The sequence below is a fragment of the Bacillus sp. DE0042 genome, from assembly GCF_007680225.1.
Lineage (GTDB): Bacteria > Bacillota > Bacilli > Bacillales > Bacillaceae_G > Bacillus_A > Bacillus_A wiedmannii.
On record NZ_VEJP01000001.1, the window covers coordinates 1825023 to 1841640 of the forward strand.

The window sequence follows — 16618 nt, forward strand, 5'->3', positions numbered from 1 at the left end:
AAAAAATGAAAGGACTTATTATTCCCAAAAGTAAAAAACATGTATTGTAATACTTTCACAGGTGAACCATTACAAGTGGAAACAAAAAAGAAATAACGCAAACTGTGACTTATCAATCATATAAAGTGAAACTTTAATCAACGGGGGTCTTACTGCCCGTTAATGCGGGATAAACGTTTTGGATGTCATTTAACCTGTGAAATTTTAGCTGCAGTAATATTGTTATCCAATGCCATCTTTAATTGCATTGGTATTTAGAATACCTAGACAAAATCCATATATTCTTGAAAGAGGTTGAAAATTTATGTTCGTTTTAAACAAGTTCTGTAACATTTTACATTACAAAAAGATTGTACCTGTAGTATTACTTTCATGTGTATCACTTATAGGCTGTTCCAATAGTGATGCTCAATCTGAACCACCTAAACAAACGAATCAAGCTAATCAAATGAAACAAGAAAATACAGGAAATCAATCTTTTGCTAAACTTGAAAAAGAATATGATGCTAAGCTTGGTATTTATGCACTGGACACAGGTACGAATCAAACTGTTGCTTATCATTCAGATAATCGTTTTGCATTTGCATCTACATCTAAATCATTAGCTGTGGGCGCTCTTTTACGCAAGAACTCATTAGAAGCTCTTGATCAAAGGATTACGTATACTCATGAAGATCTTTCTAATTATAATCCAATTACTGAAAAGCATGTTGATACAGGAATGACGTTAAAAGAACTTGCAGATGCTTCTGTTCGATATAGTGACAGCACAGCACATAATTTGATTCTTAAACAGTTAGGAGGTCCCTCTGAATTTGAAAAAATCTTGAGAGAAATGGGAGATACTGTTACTACTTCAGAACGATTTGAACCTGAATTAAATGAAGTGCATCCAGGAGAAACACATGATACCAGTACACCAGAAGCGATAGCTAAGACACTTCAATCATTTACATTAGGAACTGTACTTCCAATAGAAAAACGTGAACTATTAGTAGATTGGATGAAGAGAAATACAACTGGAGATAAATTGATTCGTGCGGGTGTACCAAAAGGATGGGAAGTAGCTGATAAAACAGGCGCGGGATCTTACGGAACAAGAAATGATATCGCAATTATTTGGCCACCAAATAAAAAGCCGATTGTTCTTGCTATACTTTCTAATCATGATAAAGAAGATGCTAAATACGATGATAAACTTATTGCAGACGCAACCAAAGTCGTGTTAAGTACCTTAAAAGCTACGGAATAAATGATAATAGGTTAAAAGTTTTCTATTTTATGCGGGTGTTTTCATCAACTGAAAATTTAATAGTGTCCCAAAAACGAAATTTGGTGCTAACTTGTAATAAAAAGCTCATTTTTATTGTTTGGCGATAAATCGTTCTTTAAGCTTGATGGCGGTTTGGTGCTATCCCTAAAACATCTGGACTTTAATAGCCAACTAAAAAATGCAAACAAAAAGACCTTTAATCAGTCGTTTTGTTTGCATTTCCTTTTTCTAAAACCACAGAAAAGATAAGTACTATAGTTAACACTATAATAAACCTTACTTCACTTCCGTCACTTACAAAAAATGAATACAAAGTATAAATTAAAATTAATATTCCATAAATAATTTTGTGCAATGTACTCCCTCCTTTTTGCCGTATATATTTTAGTATAAAAATTTGATTCAAGTCCTATATCCAAATGAAAATAAAAATCACCTGTGATATACACAAAGTGCTTTTCTCTTGTTAATTTATCTATTTCACTATATTTATCTATTTTCTTTTTATAACTCAAATTTCTTCGAATCGTACTTTTCTAGAGTTTGCTGCAATTCATTTTGTTCATATGGAATATGTTGATCTGTCTGTACATCTTCAACATTTTCTCCACCTGTTAATAATCTCCTGTACATAAAAGAGTGCCCTGTTAATACTGCTTTAATCATTTTGTATTGCCCTCCTTTTGTTTGATTACTTGTATCATAAAATAAGTATCTGAAGTTGATATGTAGTCTATCTAGAGTGTATGTAAATTTAGAAAATCTCTAATAAAATGTTTGTATTGTAACGTTACCACCAAAACTATTGCCCTAAACACCATGATTTGAAGAGATAGGCCCCATGTTCTAGTCTCAATTCCTCCTACAGTTCTATATTCAGTAGAACTAGTTAATTCCTATAATATAAAAAGAGCACCACTTTTTGGATGCTCCTCGTTATAACTATATATTATTTAATTTCCTTCTTTTGCTGGTACCATTTTTCCTTCTTGAGAATCTGTACCTTCTGTTCTTTCAACTGTTTTTGCATGTTCTGGTTTTTCAGGGGCTCCCATTTCAAATCCTGGTTGAGAATCTGTACCTTCTTTTGTCGGTACCATTTTTCCTTCTTGAGAACCTGTACCTTCTGTTCTTTCAACTGTTTTTGCGTCTCCTTTAGGAGTTGCTGGCACTGCATCTTTAGGTAAATCAAAGTTTTGTGAGAAAGACGTTGTTCCATCTACACTCTGTGTAATTACTTGATTTGAACTATCTTCATTTGACTTTAAATTGTCCATTTTCGCATCATCTGCACCTCCCGCTACCAATCCTGTACTTAAAAGTGCTCCTGCTAATAATGTTTTAATCATTTTTCATTACCTCCTGTTTATTTGTAATATTCATCAAAAAAGTATCTAGAGTTAATGTTTTAGTCATTATCTTTATCTACTTGCTTTTTGATTACATTTAGCATAAGACAAGAATCTATAGTTGATATGGACTGCATCTGGAGATTATGTAAAGAAAAATAGATGATCAATTGTATATCCTAATGGATGCTTAGACAAGATTGAAACTTTATATGAATTTGAATAATTGAGTTCCCCTTTGTTTTTGGGTGTGAGGGACTAACCCTTTCTAATTTGAAAGCAAACTTTTTATTATTAGTTTACATTCAAATCCCAGTAAAAGTTGACTTCCCATCAATTCCCCTGATATTCTCAAAATACACAACAAAAGTATACATTCAAAACATTGAAAATAAAGAATTCAAAGATATGAAGCAAACCCTCAAACGTCATTGTTCCGAACGGGACTATATTCTGTTCCTATCTGCTCCCTCCCATAATTAAGTATGAGGATTATTCATTTTTAACTATTGAATTTAATAAAAAATCCTCTATGAATGATAATTCATAGAGGGTAACATAACACACAATTATCAATATTTTTATTTATCTTCTATATTTTTAAGATAATTATCTAAAAACTTTTTATCAATTTCATTATCGGGAATAATACCAAGATATTTGTATTTCCATATTACCTCCCTTTCTGTAGTATTATGTTCAGGGGATAACACATCTGTATAATCATATTCTATTTTGAATTTTCCTGAATCATGTAGAATTAATGTTAAGTTTGTCCATAATTCTTGTTCATTTTTCTTAAAATCTTCACGCAATTTCTCTAATGCGTCATATAGTTCGAATAATAAGTCATCATAAATCTCTTCATCTACATCATATACTTTTGGAATATTATTCGAATAAATAAAACCATCTTTTTTAGGAGTAGTAAAGAAGAAGTACGCTTCTGTTGAATCCTCTAATAATTCAGCATATAGATAAATCTCGTTCCATTCCCCTGGTATAATTCCATCTATTTTTGTACCTATTTCTTGATAAACTATTTCTATTTTTTCAGTTTCCATAATTATCCTCCAGATTGATTTTTTATCCTATTTTTTAATTTTCCCATTAATCTCATAAGCTATTTTAAATTGAGAAGGCCTTATACTATCATCCGAATATGCAGGCTTTTTACTTTTACCGTTTTTCCATCTTCTAAAGTTTGTCCGTAATAAATAACATGATTATAAATTTTAAAAATAAATGTTATAGTCACCCAAAATAAAAAGCGTGAGCTATTGGACCCACGCTTAAGAAGCATTTTAGTTTAAATGTTTTTATAAAAGTTAATTTTTTAGTTATTATTTTTACACATTTTTTGTGTTTGTCCCCAGACCTCTATTAAATTTCTAAATTCATAAGAAGCAAATAAATGATTAAAAGGTTGTAACCCCTACTATAAGAAATACTATTATTACCAAAGGAAGAATGATAATCATAAAGGATATTATTATTGTTAATAATGCTTTCCATGCTGAAAATTGGTGTGCTTCTCCTAAACATTTTAAGGAAATAATGATTGTCCAAATTCCAATAACTATATCAATTATGGCAAAAATAAGAAACAAAATCGTTAAAGTTATGCTACTATCCATTTCCGGTGTCTCACTCGTAAAGTTTTCTATCCCAAACAAGAAAAATGAAGGCACCCAAACTAATATAAGAGAATAAACGTAAGGGATATAAGAATAGGCAACTGAGTAACGTGTTTTTTCAAAGGTACCTTGTCCACCAAGTTTTTTTGCCACCCAATTAAATAACGCTGGTAGCAAAAAATAATAAATTAAGAAAGCAACAAAGGTACCGAATATAACCATTGAGATTAATGAAACTGGACTACTTATTGAATCTGCCATATTTTTAGAAGATGCTCGATCTAAAGTCTGTACGAATGAGCCTAATAAAATAAGTAAAAACACATTCTTAGGTTTGGATATAAAAATTTCTTTCATTGTATCACGTGGTTTTGTCCAAATGGAGAACCAAGGATTAAGTGCACGTTTAAATTGATTTTCTGGAGTTTCCATATAAAAAACATTCCCCTTTCTTAAAACATCTTAAATATAATTTCCTAATCATCCCAATTATGTAACTAGAAATATTAAAGCATAAATAGTCGGTTATTTAAATATAAATATTCAATCATTTAATTTCATCTGAAACTTAGGGGGAGTGCTTCTTAGCAATTACCTCTATATTGTCTTGCATTTTTAACTATGGGCTGAGTAGTTACTTTCATTTTTGAGTACCTCACATTCTTTAATACATTGGATAAACATTTATAATCCTATCATTAATAAGAACAAACCTAATTTCCATTCCTTCAGATGTTTTACTAGAATATAATCTTCCACTTATACATCTTTTATTGCTATAAGTCTCGTGAATGGCTTCCATAAGAAGAATGCGATTATATACTTGAAATGCAACAAATCCTCTTTAAAAGCCTATACGTATTTTCCCTCCATCTTCTATATGCTGCCGTAAATAATAATACTTATGAAGTTCTATAATCATATAAAACAAACCAAACGAAAACACTGTGCATGCACACATAAACACAAGTGCCCCCATCTGTTGTGTTGCAATGCTAAGAATTATATTAGCAATTAACTGCCCCAATCCCGCTGCAATAGCTGCTACTTTTACACCACCAGTTCCTTTCGATGATTTTGATTTTTTTCTTGGTTCCTGAAGTTTTTCAATATGATTTTTATAAAAATAATACAAAGCAAAACCATACAAACCAAATGAAAGAATAAAATAGATGGGAGTTTGTAATTGTAACACTTCATAGGCATATTTTTGAGTTATAACCAATAATCCGACTGAACATATGATGCCATATACTCCTCGAAATAGAGTGTATTGCAATTGTCGTTTCCGAGGATTGATAGCAATCCATATCGCCCACAAATTCAAAAAAATAACTGGAGGAGTTACTATATATACATAGAGTAATCGAAAAGGATTCGCAAACGCAGGCAAAAGCACAAACACGTCTGCCCCCAAAAGGACAGGGACAATTACTTGGACCCTTATTTCATTTACAGGATAAAGTGCCATATAATGTGCAAAAGCCTTCTTATTAAAATCTATACTTTTTTTCATGTTAATTAAACCACCCTGCTATTGTTGACCAAGCTTTTTTCATTTCCCCTTTACTACTATCATCTTCACCATCACCATCTAAATCAACATCCCATTTTACACCTTCTGTGAAATATCATTCCCTTCTCGAAAAGAAGATCAACCCATTAATAAGATCTAGGCTTATCAAAAAATTCAAAAAGCCGGAGATTTTGCCGGTATCGAATCTATCGGGATTCACACCATGCATAAAACCTTCGGCTATTGGTTCTATAAACAAACTAAGGATGTGGCTATGTTGCAAGAAATTTTAAATCACAGCACCCCACAAATTACACTGAAATATATTTGGCGTTAAAATGTTAACGTAATTCCTCATTTATCGTTCTCGCCATCATAGTCGCAAACTGTTCTCGTGTTAACGGATCCCCTGGTCCGAACATTCCATTGCCATATCCAACCGCAATACCATTTTTGGCTAATGATTGAATGTACGAATGTGCCCAATAACCTTTTGGAACATCTGAGAATTCTTCGCTGTGTGTCCCATTTAAATTATAGTTACGAGTTAAAATAGTTGCCATTTCAGCACGGGTTAACACGCCATTTGGCTCGAAATATTTTTGGCCGCTGTCGTTTACTTTGCCTGTAACAATACCTAATTCAACTGCTTTTGCAATTTCTTTGTACCCATAAGTACTAGGATTTACGTCGATAAAATTAGGATTGGATACATTAGATAAATCTTTAATACCTTTTTCGTTCAAAATCATAAAAATAGCTTGTAAACGAGTGAGTCTGTCTTCTGGTTTGAATGTCCCGTCTGGGAAACCTGAAATAATTTTCTTTTCAGCTAGAAAATTAATATAAGTCAAAGCCCAGTGGTTAGTAGATACATCTTTAAATTGCGGTTTTGGTTCAGGTTTTGGTTCAGGTTCAGGCGTAGAAGCCGGAACTAGGTCACTTTCGTTATGAAGGCGGTCTACTGCTGAAACTGCGTATGTGTAGTCACTACTATTCGTTACTGCCTTGTCTACATATGATAGTACCTCTGAACCGTTGTTACGAATTGTTGTGACAATCACAGATGAGTTGTTTCCGTCGATTAGTTGTCCTCTGTTAAAACGATAGATAACGAAATAGGCCGCGTCATTACCAGCATTGTTATTCCATGAGATTGTTGCACCGTTAGGGCCGTCTGTCACAGAATGTATAGAAGGCTTACTTGGCGCAGAGTTATCTAACCAAGGCATAGTTGGAATTAATGCTGGGTATTTGTACGCATTTGCTCGTAATTGATCTTTGATACCTAATATATTTGTCTTTAAATTGCGGTAACTAAAGAACATACTTCCTTTTACATTTTGAAGTGTTGAGTTAAGAGCCAATTGATTGTTTGTCTCAGTCGGGTTCTCCCAGGCCTTGTCCGAATCGTTATTAATCTTGTAAGCAGCTTGTCCAATGTATAGGTGTATGTTCTTTCCTTGTGCTTCGTTGTTCCACCATTTTGTTATTACGTCATAGTTTGCGGCATTATGGCCAATGCTCCAATAAACTTGAGGTGTTAAATAGTCCACCCATTCTTTATGCACCCATAATCTTGAGTCAGCATAGATGTTGTCGTAAGCGGATAAGCCATTTGTCTCGGAACCTTGTGTGTCATTATGTTTGTTTCTCCAAATACCGAATGGGCTAATTCCGAATTTCACGTGAGATTTTGTTTGTTTAATACTTGTTGATAAATCGCGAACAAGTGTGTTGACATTCTCACGTCTCCAATCGTCTTTATTTTCACCTTTCCCGTATGTTTCGTAAGTTGTTTCATCCTTGAAATTTTCCGCATCTGCGTATGGATAGAAATAATCATCCATATGAATCGCGTCTACATCATAGTTTTGGACAATTTCGAGAGTGCTATTTTTAATATAGTCTCGAACAGCTGGGATGCCAGGGTTATAGAGCAGTTGCTTGCCGTGTTTAACAACCCAATCAGGATGTTGTTTAGCTGGGTGATTTACAGCTAGTTTGTTTACATCTTGGTGACTTGTTGTAATGCGATATGGGTTCAACCATGCGTGGAATTCTAGGTTGCGCTTATGCGCTTCTTCCACCATAAATGCTAGTGGGTCATAGCCTGGGTCTTTTCCTTGTGTACCTGTTAAATACTCTGACCATGGGCTATGTTTTGATGGGTAAAATGCATCACCAGTTGGCCTTACTTGTACAACAACAGCATTCATCCCCATTGATTTAACATCATCTAAGATGTTAATAAACTGTTTCTTTTGTTCGTCAGCGCTTGCACCTTTCACTGGCCAATCGATATTGAACACAGTTGAAATCCAAACGGCACGTAGTTCACGTTTTTTATTTATGGCTTGTTGTTCTGATGCTTCTACGCTAGAAGCAGATATGATAAGTGCCAGAAATAAAATGGGAATGAGTAGACTCTGAACGCGCCCCCTACTTATTACTTTTTTTATAAACATATTTATTTCCTTTCTCTCTTTGCGATATAACAACTAGTAGATTTTTTGTTTCCTAGAATCAAAAGGTTATATATTCCAAATGCTATTATAACATTTTATATGTTTTCCGTCACAATCCCCTCATTTGGTACCTCTACTAAGCCAGGAGAAAACCTTTCTAAATTTCCATCCCCCTATTAATTCATTATCTTCAAATACAAAATACATAAAGATAACCTTATGTAACGATATTTAATTATAATCCGTTTAAGAAACTAGTAAAATTCAGGAGAAACATTGTATGAGGAAAAAGTATAGGAGGTTTTAGATCTACTTTTGAACCAGAAACATTCGGTAATCGTCCAAAACATAGGATTGCAATACAAATGAATTATGAACAGTTTTTTAAGGAGTTTATGACTGTAACGACTGGCGACCTATTTTAGTGAATACCCTTGTCCATTAAGCTAAGATTTTAAAGTACCCTCCAAATGGAAATTTTTTGTTTTTATAGACCTGAAATTTATTTTTATCATTTTGGGGGTAACCTGTTTTCTTAAGTTGATGGATGTGAGGTACTACCCCAATCTTCAAATAAAGAATATATTTATGATTAAAACTAATTATATTTTTTTACATTTAAAGGAATAGATATAAAATACAAATCTATAGCATAAATAGTAATCAAAATACCTTTACCTTCATCAGCAAACTTTGATTGAAGAAACTGTTCTGAAACTTTTCTTTTTCCCCATTTTTTAGGAAACCATTGAAATCCTGAAAACATATAATTAATCTACCTTTTCACTAAAATTTTGATAGTTTATTTCTTAACTCTAACTCTTCAACTGTTTCAAAACCTTTAAAAAATACATTGTATTCTTTAGACAAATTCCCATGAGGATATGGACAAGACACGTAATCCCACATTTTATTTCCATTCACTTGTCCCTGTTTTCTACCGTAAATCACAATTTTCTTCGTCCCACCTTTTAACAGAACAATAGAACCATTTGGTAAAAACTTTTCTTTAGAAAATTGCAGAATTCCCTATCCTTCCTTTATCTAAATGTAATTCTATATTCATGATGTTGCTTCTCCCTTTTCTTTTCCGTAGTCTTTACTGACTATAGGAGAACCGCGATTATATACTGAATATTCAATACAGACTCTTTAAAAGGTTTCATGTGTTCTACCCCCATCTTCTATATGCTTCCTTAAATAATAATACCTATGGAGTTCCATAATGAAATGAAAAAACATAAACGAAAGCATGGAGTATACACACATTAATACAATTGCTACCATCTTTTGTGTTGCAAAACCAAGGCTGATATTAGCAATGAGTTGACCCAATCCTACAAAAGCCAATACTCCGAAACCAGAGTTTTTTTTCGATGACTTTGATTTTTTGATTGGTCCCTGAAGTTTTCTAATATGATTTTTATAATACTGATTCAAAGCAAAAATATACAAACCAACTGAAAAAACAAAATAGATGGGAGTTTGTAATCCTAACATTCCATATGCAAACTTTTGGGTTATAACTAATAATCCTACTGAACATACGATGCCAAATACCCCACGAAATAGAGTATATTGTAATTGTCGCTTCCTAGGATTTATAACAATCCATATTGCCCATACATTTAAAAAAGCAATTGGTGGAACTATTATGTACATATATATCGGTTGAACAGGATTCGCAAAAGCAGGTAAAAGCACAAATATATCTGCTATCCCAATAACAAGAGTAATTATAGTCGATCTTATATCATTTACAGCATAAAGAGCCATATAATATTCAACAGCTTTCTTATTAAAATCTATACTTTTTTTCATGTTAATTAAACCACCCCGCTACTGTTGACCAAGCTTTTTTCGAACCTGTTTTCACCATATCCTTAATACTTTCATCTTCACCACCTAAATCAGCCTCCCATTTTACACCTTCTGTAAAATACTATTCCCTTCTCGAAAAGAAGATTAACCCATTAATAAGATCTAGACGTATCAAAAATTTCAAAAAGCCGGAGATTTTGCCGGTATCGAATCTATTAGGACTCACACCATGCGCAAAACCTTCGGCTATTGGTTCTATAAACAAAAGATTTCGCTATGTTGTAAGAAATACTCAATCATAGCACCTCATAAATTACACTTAAATATATTGGCATCAATAAGGAAGAAAAAGATAATATACTAGATAATTTCTATATCTAATCATATATGATCAACATAAAGAAAAATTTGATATACAATCAGATTTAAAAACATTACTTAATAATTCTTTGAATTAAATTGGAGCTGATTCTCTACTTAAAAAACATGACTACTATATATTTCACCAGAATACAGATTCAAAACTATTTAATTAAAGACTAAAAAAAGCTTCTATCTTTAGATGCTTTTTTCAATCCAAAAACTATTTTTCTTTTTTCCATGATATTCGAAATTCCCCACCATGTTCTTCCGTTTTAATTTTAACCTTATATGTATCATCCTTAGGCACTTTAATATTTTTTTCGCCTTCGCCACTATTAAACTCTAGTATTGTATTATCATTTGAATCCACAACATAAGCAATTATAGTTCCTTGTTTAGTTTTATCATCAAAAGAAAAAATCCAATTCTCACCTTTTTTAACTTTCCTATCTTGAGTTGCAGATCCAGTAAATTTTCTATAATCTCCAGATATACTACCTGATACACTATCTGAAGAACCATGAACTTTACCACCAACAATAGTCCCCTCTCTTGTAAAACAACCACTAAGAATTACTAAACACAAAACAAATAAAATTGTATTTTTAAAAATTTTCACTATCATTACCCCTTCTATTCCCAATAAAATTCTCACCATTAAACTTATAAAAATAACTATAATAAAAAATTATATCCATTAAGATATATATTTTTTATTATAGTTATAAATTTCAAATTATTATTTCAAATCTTCACGCAACTTAATTTCATCCTCATTTATGTAACCAGTAAAAATAACTTCTGATATGTATTCATGGTTAAAAAACATATTATATTCAGTTGAAACATTTCCAATAGGATAATAACAAGCCACATAATCCCAAGTTTCCTTAGTTTTTGAATCTTCCTGTTTTCTACCATATATCATCAAAGGTTGCTCCCATGTTTTAAATTTCACAACCGAACCAATTGGAAGTAATTCTAACTCTAAATTTTACCCCATCTTAGTTTCCACTTCTTAAAATAGCCTTTTTTATAATAAAATAAGTAATGGAAAATAATAAACAAGTACCCATTGTACCAAAAACTGCAACTGAGATGTTACCTGCCAATGTTTCATTTGGATCCAATGCATTAGGTAAAATTGTACCAAAAATTGCAATACAAGCTAATATAATCATAAAATATTTAAATTGTTTCACTTTTTATTCATACTACTTATCTCCTTTATTCCTTAACATTAACTTCTAAACCAAATCCCCATAAACCTACACCAGGATCAAATGGCACATGGAATTTGAATCCACTTTTTCCAGCTTCAAAAGATTCCCCGAGTGTTCCAAGCGATGCTGATCCCCCAAATTTGTAACTTTTTATCCATAAATGGAATAGGACTTTTTATAGCACTCTCATATTTTACTAGAGTAGCTTTAGCTCCTATTCCAAATCCTTTAATATTCTCTTGTTCTATCCCGGCTTGGGCTACTGTAAAACCAACCATTTGGTAATAGTTTCATTGATACTTGTGCCTCCTAAATATTGAATAAATTTCGAGAATTATAAATCTACTATTTTTTCTTATTGTCTATACGTTTATAGATATACTCTACTGTAAAGTATGCAATAACATTGCAAATTAGCAGCAAACCTATAAGTAAAAGTTTATCCTCTAACCGCATAGTAGAAGAAGCCCCAATTAACAACATAAACATAATACATACAGTAAAAGTCAGAATTCTATTTATTGTACGCATATCTTAATTACTCCAGTCTTATATTAATCCCGTTTTTTTGTAAATTTATCATAAAATTTCTCTTGCGCCCACCGTCCGAATTTTAAAAAACATATTAAACCTGCTCCCAAAAGAATGAGAACGATAGTTCCTAACAACTTTTCCCACCAATTGTTGGATGGAGTAATCATTAACCCTATAATAGATACGGATATTATGACATAAACTAAAATATATAATGGTTTATACGATGGTGTTTTCATATCATTTTTTCTCCTCAGGTTTTTCACATTTAAAACTACTTCCCACAGTAAACCCCTCTAAAACAGGAACTGTTATACCAGTTTCTTTTCCAACGCTACCTTTCAAACCTATTGCGCCCAATCACAAGAGTAATTATAGTCGATCTTATATTATTTACAGCATAAAGAGCCATATAATATTCAAAAGCTTTCTTATTAAAATCTATACTTTTTTTCATGTTAATTAGACCACCCTGCTATTGTTCCAATCGGTAAAAGTTTCATAGCTATTTATTCTCCTTTTTTCTAAATTTATCCATAATATTATGAGCAACTATATTCCATAGTAAAGAAAGTACGGTAACAAAAAGTACAGCTAAAGAAAAATAAATCCTATCCTTCCATGTATCATGTACAATCATGCCCAGTATAATCATTATTAACGCACCAACACATATAACTATTTTTGAAAATTTTTGCATTCTATTATCTCGCTTCCTTCTCAAACTTAAATGAAACTCCTGCGGAATCTATAACCATACCCACCTATTATAATCTCACCTTTGACACTTCTATCATAATCACCTAATACAGGTATATAATCAGGTATCTTAATTTTAGTAATTTCCGCTTCATATGTTTGCAATACTATCAACGTTTCAGATGTCCTTTATACATTCCTTATCTAATTTTTAAAAACAAATCCAAACTATATATTTAAAAAAATAAAAGCGGACTCATAAATGCCAACTTTTACTTTTTAGTTTTTAATATACATTATGAAAGATTTAAAATTAATTCTGCTAAACTATCACAAATAACTTCAAAGCTTCCGCTTTCATAATCTTCTAATTTTACTTGTCCATTTCCATTATCTACAACTACCAGGAGACCATTAAATTCCATACCAATAGGAATATTATTCAGTTGATTATCATGTGCGCCTTGGTATCCTTGTAAAGATACATAAAAATCATGCAGTTCAATTCCTGGTATAACGGGATTTAATTCAAAATCATAACCTAAATAATTACCTCCTAAGTCTAAAAACCAATAAGAATTATAATATTCTTTAATTGAATTATGTAATTGTATCTCCAAATCTTTTTCTATATCAGAAAAATCATGAATTATATTTTTCTCTAAAGGTTTCCAAAATACGTACCCCTCTGTATCTGGTTCTCCTTCATAGATAAAAGCCTCTGCTTCTTCTATCCATAAAGATTTTGGCAATGAATTATTACAATCTTGCCACTCTCTAATTATTTGATCAAAACAATTTTCCATTTCATTTTTTATTTACCGCCTAATGTATGATGTTCAATAAATTTCTGAAGCATTTCTACATATTCTGCATCTTTTCCCCATGCTCCAATCGCTTTTTCTGCGTTATGAATCCCTCCAAAACCAGGATGTAGTGGCAGCGGAACACCAACAGCTTGACCACCACCAATATAGTGATGAACTAATTTAGTTCCACGTAATTCGGTAAAATCATATTATGGAAATTCCCCTCTAAATCCTTAATGATTTAGAGGGGAATTTCCATATCACATAAGTAATATCATTTCTTATCAAATTTACTGTGTATCAGTTCAAAGAATTTATTTGCACCAAGTGAAATTGCGCCAATAATAAGAACACCAATAATAAAATAAATCTTTTTTAATAAATTGTAAGGAGATAAAATAGCAACTACAAGAAGTATTATAATTGCAACGAATGTGACTAATTTCCCAACTTTAAATGCTTGCATATCAGCTTTCCTCCTTTTGGATAAAAACAGCCAATATAGTCATACATCACAGGTTCTTTAACCATAAGTTTTTGTTTCCTTCCATAAATCACAATACTTAAAATTCAATAAACCTCTTTAAAAGGTTTCATGTGTTCTACCCCCATCTTCTATATGCTTCCTTAAATAATAGTACCTATGGAGTTCCATAATGAAATGAAACAAAATAAACGAAAGCATGGAGTATACACACATTAATACAATTGCTACCACCTTTTGTGTTGCAAAACCAAGACTGATATTAGCAACGAGTTGACCCAACCCTACAAAAGCCACTACTCCAAAACCAGAGTTTTTTTTCGATGATTTTGATTTTTTGATTGGTTCCTGAAGTTTTTTAATATGATTTTTATAATAATAATTCAAAGCAAAAATATACAAACCAACCGAAAAAATAAAATAGATGGGAGTTTGTAATCCTAACATTCCATATGCAAACTTTTGGGTTATAACTAATAATCCTACTGAACATACGATGCCAAATACCCCACGAAATAGAGTGTATTGTAATTGCCGCTTCCTAGGATTTATAACAATCCATATTGCCCATACATTTAAAAAAGCAACTGGTGGAACTATTATGTACATATATATCGGTTGAACAGGATTCGCAAAAGCAGGTAAAAGCACAAATATATCTGCTATCCCAATCACAAGAGTAATTATAGTCGATCTTATATCACTTACAGCATAAAGAGCCATATAATATTCGAAAACTTTTTTATTAAAATTTATACTTTTTTTCATGTTAATTAAACCACCCCACTACTGTTGACCAAGTTTCTTTCATTTCCCCTTTAATACATAATGAGTAAAATATGAATCGGTTAATTTTACTAAACATATTATGCGATTTTGTTGCGAATTTTCAAACATCAAATCTTTCTATTGAATATTAGCATATAATCAATTCTAATCATGAAACATTCTACCTTTTATAATGATTTTGGATAAGTTATAAATAGCCTCTACCTATTAATATTGTATAATTCAATAAATTTGTTAAGACTGTCTTCTAATCTCTTAATTGTGTTTGGATACTTTTTTGAATAACCCTCACACATTTTTTTTAAATAATGATAAAGTGTTTGATAATTAATTATTACCTCATCACCACTGTATAATGCAAATTCTACCCCTTCAAATGAATCTCCATTGGCAATATCATACTCATCCAAATCTCCTGGAAAAGTACATGCGCCATATTCCTCTCCAAATCCTACTCCTTCACAAACTGAATTGATTACCTTTAAAAATCTTTCATCATCTACCATATTAAACACTGCTTGTATAGGAAAATGGGTTAAATCTAGTAAATCCTCATCTTTTAATCTAAATTCTCTTTGCATACATATCTCTCCTCGTATATCTTTAATTTATTCTGGAAAAAAAGAAGAGATTTCTCCACCTTTATGGTATCCTCTCCAAGTTATTTCTTTACCGTCAACACCTGTCCCTTCTCTCGAAAGAACTCCATCACTGGTTTTTAATTTAGCGTCATTAGCTGCTTCAATTCCACGGTTAATAAATTCCTTATCACTTATAATTTTAGGATCATAAATGTTGTTTGTGAATACTTTATTTCCATACTCTCCTGTAGGGGTGCCATCCATATTTAACTTAGGCATATTGTATTCTACTATTTTTACACCTAGAATTTTTGAAGGTGATTCACTGACTATTTTTAATATCGTTTTTAAAAAACTCTTCACTGTTGTGTGCTCCATCAATACCTCTCCTTCTTGGAACAGAGGGATCTATATTTTTAATATGATTTTCTAATTTAGGAGTCGCTTTAAACTTTCAAGTGATTTAATGGTGAATGTTTTTGATACTTTTTACCTATTATGGACATTAAAAAAGCTTATGCAGGTTATACATAAGCTTTCTTACTCATGATTAGATATTTTTCAAATGCTACACCTTAAAGCAAGTCTTAAAAAGATTAAATATAATAGTCAGGATTTTCATCCATTTTAATTGAAAATTCTTCTAAAGAATCCGCTATTTTCCCATCCTCAGAGTAAATAGGACATTGACCTAATTCATTTTCCTCTTTAAATTTAATGGTTAAAAAGTTAAGTTCTGTTACTTCAAAAAACACTAATGATTCATCATCATCTACATCATCTAGGTTGGGATTATATTCATAAATATCTTGTCTTAAACGGAAATCTGCAACTGAAATCGGGTCCATAAATCTGTTAAAAAACGTTCTTTTATCAGAATTTAAAAACCCACAACCTATTTCTTGATAAAAGCGTTTCAGTTCTTTTGGAAGTTCCATTTGTAATAAGCTTTCTGCCTCATCTATCTCATCTTGATATATAGGATAGAAAATAGGTTTTTGTTTAGAACGGACACTTCTGTCTGCTACAACATATTCTTTCAAAAAATTAAACATAATTTTTACTACCTCCT

Annotated in this window: 22 protein-coding genes and 4 pseudogenes; 4 read left to right on the forward strand and 22 right to left on the reverse strand. The window is 31.7% G+C overall.

Annotated elements, in window-relative coordinates; genetic code table 11:
* The first annotated feature begins 304 nt into the window (after nucleotides 1-304).
* On the forward strand, nucleotides 305-1252 hold the full coding sequence (gene blaIII / locus FS802_RS09260; protein WP_098655229.1) for a class A beta-lactamase BlaIII: 948 nt from the start codon (nucleotides 305-307) through the stop codon (nucleotides 1250-1252).
* A gap of 217 nt (nucleotides 1253-1469) precedes the next feature.
* On the opposite strand, the gene FS802_RS31015 is transcribed toward blaIII, so the two are convergent.
* From FS802_RS31015 to FS802_RS09290, 6 genes are all read right to left on the reverse strand, one after another.
* On the reverse strand, nucleotides 1470-1628 hold the full coding sequence (locus tag FS802_RS31015; protein WP_171902931.1) for a hypothetical protein: 159 nt from the start codon (nucleotides 1626-1628) through the stop codon (nucleotides 1470-1472).
* A gap of 149 nt (nucleotides 1629-1777) precedes the next feature.
* Nucleotides 1778-1939, reverse strand: coding sequence for a hypothetical protein (locus tag FS802_RS31020; RefSeq protein WP_171902930.1), 162 nt, complete (start codon nucleotides 1937-1939; stop codon nucleotides 1778-1780).
* A gap of 287 nt (nucleotides 1940-2226) precedes the next feature.
* Nucleotides 2227-2622 carry an alpha-ketoglutarate permease gene (locus tag FS802_RS09265; protein ID WP_070168462.1) on the reverse strand — a complete coding sequence of 132 codons (396 nt, stop codon included), beginning with the start codon at nucleotides 2620-2622 and terminating at the stop codon, nucleotides 2227-2229.
* 581 nt (nucleotides 2623-3203) lie between these two features.
* A complete protein-coding gene (locus FS802_RS09275; protein ID WP_070168461.1) occupies nucleotides 3204-3686 on the reverse strand; it encodes an antitoxin YezG family protein in 483 nt (160 codons plus the stop codon).
* Between the two features lie 354 nt (nucleotides 3687-4040).
* Nucleotides 4041-4691 carry a Yip1 family protein gene (locus FS802_RS09285; protein WP_070168460.1) on the reverse strand — a complete coding sequence of 217 codons (651 nt, stop codon included), beginning with the start codon at nucleotides 4689-4691 and terminating at the stop codon, nucleotides 4041-4043.
* Between the two features lie 412 nt (nucleotides 4692-5103).
* Complete coding sequence (locus FS802_RS09290) at nucleotides 5104-5775, reverse strand: hypothetical protein (protein ID WP_144524976.1); 672 nt, start codon at nucleotides 5773-5775, stop codon at nucleotides 5104-5106.
* A gap of 118 nt (nucleotides 5776-5893) precedes the next feature.
* Here FS802_RS09290 and FS802_RS09295 point away from each other — a divergent pair.
* Nucleotides 5894-6112, forward strand: a pseudogene (locus FS802_RS09295) (tyrosine-type recombinase/integrase); the annotation flags it as partial.
* 4 nt (nucleotides 6113-6116) lie between these two features.
* Here FS802_RS09295 and FS802_RS09300 read toward each other — a convergent pair.
* On the reverse strand, nucleotides 6117-8243 hold the full coding sequence (locus FS802_RS09300; protein WP_070168458.1) for a family 10 glycosylhydrolase: 2127 nt from the start codon (nucleotides 8241-8243) through the stop codon (nucleotides 6117-6119).
* A 284-nt stretch (nucleotides 8244-8527) separates the two neighbouring features.
* Here FS802_RS09300 and FS802_RS31865 point away from each other — a divergent pair.
* A pseudogene (locus FS802_RS31865) lies at nucleotides 8528-8668 on the forward strand (nucleoside hydrolase); the annotation flags it as partial.
* A 173-nt stretch (nucleotides 8669-8841) separates the two neighbouring features.
* Here the strand turns inward: FS802_RS31865 and FS802_RS31025 are convergent.
* The 3 genes from FS802_RS31025 to FS802_RS09315 form a co-directional block, all read right to left on the reverse strand.
* Nucleotides 8842-9009, reverse strand: a complete 168-nt coding sequence (locus FS802_RS31025) for a hypothetical protein (protein ID WP_000490952.1) — start codon at nucleotides 9007-9009, stop codon at nucleotides 8842-8844.
* 20 nt (nucleotides 9010-9029) lie between these two features.
* Nucleotides 9030-9266: a DUF4176 domain-containing protein gene (locus FS802_RS09310; protein WP_001160634.1), complete on the reverse strand. Its 237-nt coding sequence runs from the start codon at nucleotides 9264-9266 to the stop codon at nucleotides 9030-9032.
* A 129-nt stretch (nucleotides 9267-9395) separates the two neighbouring features.
* The gene (locus tag FS802_RS09315) at nucleotides 9396-10064 is read right to left on the reverse strand and encodes a hypothetical protein (RefSeq protein ID WP_070168457.1); all 669 of its coding nucleotides are present in this window, start codon (nucleotides 10062-10064) and stop codon (nucleotides 9396-9398) included.
* 121 nt (nucleotides 10065-10185) lie between these two features.
* Here FS802_RS09315 and FS802_RS09320 point away from each other — a divergent pair.
* Nucleotides 10186-10445: pseudogene (locus FS802_RS09320) on the forward strand (tyrosine-type recombinase/integrase); the annotation flags it as partial.
* A gap of 202 nt (nucleotides 10446-10647) precedes the next feature.
* Here the strand turns inward: FS802_RS09320 and FS802_RS09325 are convergent.
* The 12 genes and pseudogenes from FS802_RS09325 to FS802_RS09390 all read right to left on the reverse strand — a co-directional run bounded on the left by FS802_RS09325 (nucleotide 10648) and on the right by FS802_RS09390 (nucleotide 16601).
* Nucleotides 10648-11085, reverse strand: a complete 438-nt coding sequence (locus FS802_RS09325; RefSeq protein WP_171902929.1) for a hypothetical protein — start codon at nucleotides 11083-11085, stop codon at nucleotides 10648-10650.
* An 81-nt stretch (nucleotides 11086-11166) separates the two neighbouring features.
* Entirely contained in the window at nucleotides 11167-11397 is a 231-nt protein-coding gene (locus FS802_RS09330) for a DUF4176 domain-containing protein (protein WP_070168456.1), read from the reverse strand.
* 34 nt (nucleotides 11398-11431) lie between these two features.
* Nucleotides 11432-11629 carry a hypothetical protein gene (locus FS802_RS09335; RefSeq protein ID WP_070168455.1) on the reverse strand — a complete coding sequence of 66 codons (198 nt, stop codon included), beginning with the start codon at nucleotides 11627-11629 and terminating at the stop codon, nucleotides 11432-11434.
* A gap of 575 nt (nucleotides 11630-12204) precedes the next feature.
* Complete coding sequence (locus FS802_RS09350) at nucleotides 12205-12423, reverse strand: hypothetical protein (protein ID WP_070168453.1); 219 nt, start codon at nucleotides 12421-12423, stop codon at nucleotides 12205-12207.
* Between the two features lie 756 nt (nucleotides 12424-13179).
* Entirely contained in the window at nucleotides 13180-13701 is a 522-nt protein-coding gene (locus tag FS802_RS09360) for a SecY-interacting protein Syd (RefSeq protein ID WP_070168452.1), read from the reverse strand.
* The gene (locus FS802_RS31935; protein ID WP_255291780.1) at nucleotides 13698-13856 is read right to left on the reverse strand and encodes a hypothetical protein; all 159 of its coding nucleotides are present in this window, start codon (nucleotides 13854-13856) and stop codon (nucleotides 13698-13700) included. The genes FS802_RS09360 and FS802_RS31935 overlap by 4 nt, the downstream gene beginning before the upstream one ends.
* A gap of 110 nt (nucleotides 13857-13966) precedes the next feature.
* A complete protein-coding gene (locus FS802_RS09365; RefSeq protein WP_070168451.1) occupies nucleotides 13967-14158 on the reverse strand; it encodes a hypothetical protein in 192 nt (63 codons plus the stop codon).
* Nucleotides 14159-14169: 11 nt separating this feature from the next.
* Nucleotides 14170-14262, reverse strand: a pseudogene (locus tag FS802_RS09370) (DUF4176 domain-containing protein); the annotation flags it as partial.
* Nucleotides 14263-14275: 13 nt separating this feature from the next.
* The gene (locus tag FS802_RS09375; RefSeq protein ID WP_070168450.1) at nucleotides 14276-14944 is read right to left on the reverse strand and encodes a hypothetical protein; all 669 of its coding nucleotides are present in this window, start codon (nucleotides 14942-14944) and stop codon (nucleotides 14276-14278) included.
* A 221-nt stretch (nucleotides 14945-15165) separates the two neighbouring features.
* Nucleotides 15166-15546: a ribonuclease toxin immunity protein CdiI gene (cdiI, locus tag FS802_RS09380; protein WP_001188527.1), complete on the reverse strand. Its 381-nt coding sequence runs from the start codon at nucleotides 15544-15546 to the stop codon at nucleotides 15166-15168.
* Nucleotides 15547-15573: 27 nt separating this feature from the next.
* A complete protein-coding gene (locus tag FS802_RS09385; protein WP_144524978.1) occupies nucleotides 15574-15924 on the reverse strand; it encodes a CdiA family toxin C-terminal domain-containing protein in 351 nt (116 codons plus the stop codon).
* Nucleotides 15925-16142: 218 nt separating this feature from the next.
* Complete coding sequence (locus FS802_RS09390; protein ID WP_070168448.1) at nucleotides 16143-16601, reverse strand: SMI1/KNR4 family protein; 459 nt, start codon at nucleotides 16599-16601, stop codon at nucleotides 16143-16145.
* Between the last annotated feature and the right edge of the window lie 17 nt (nucleotides 16602-16618).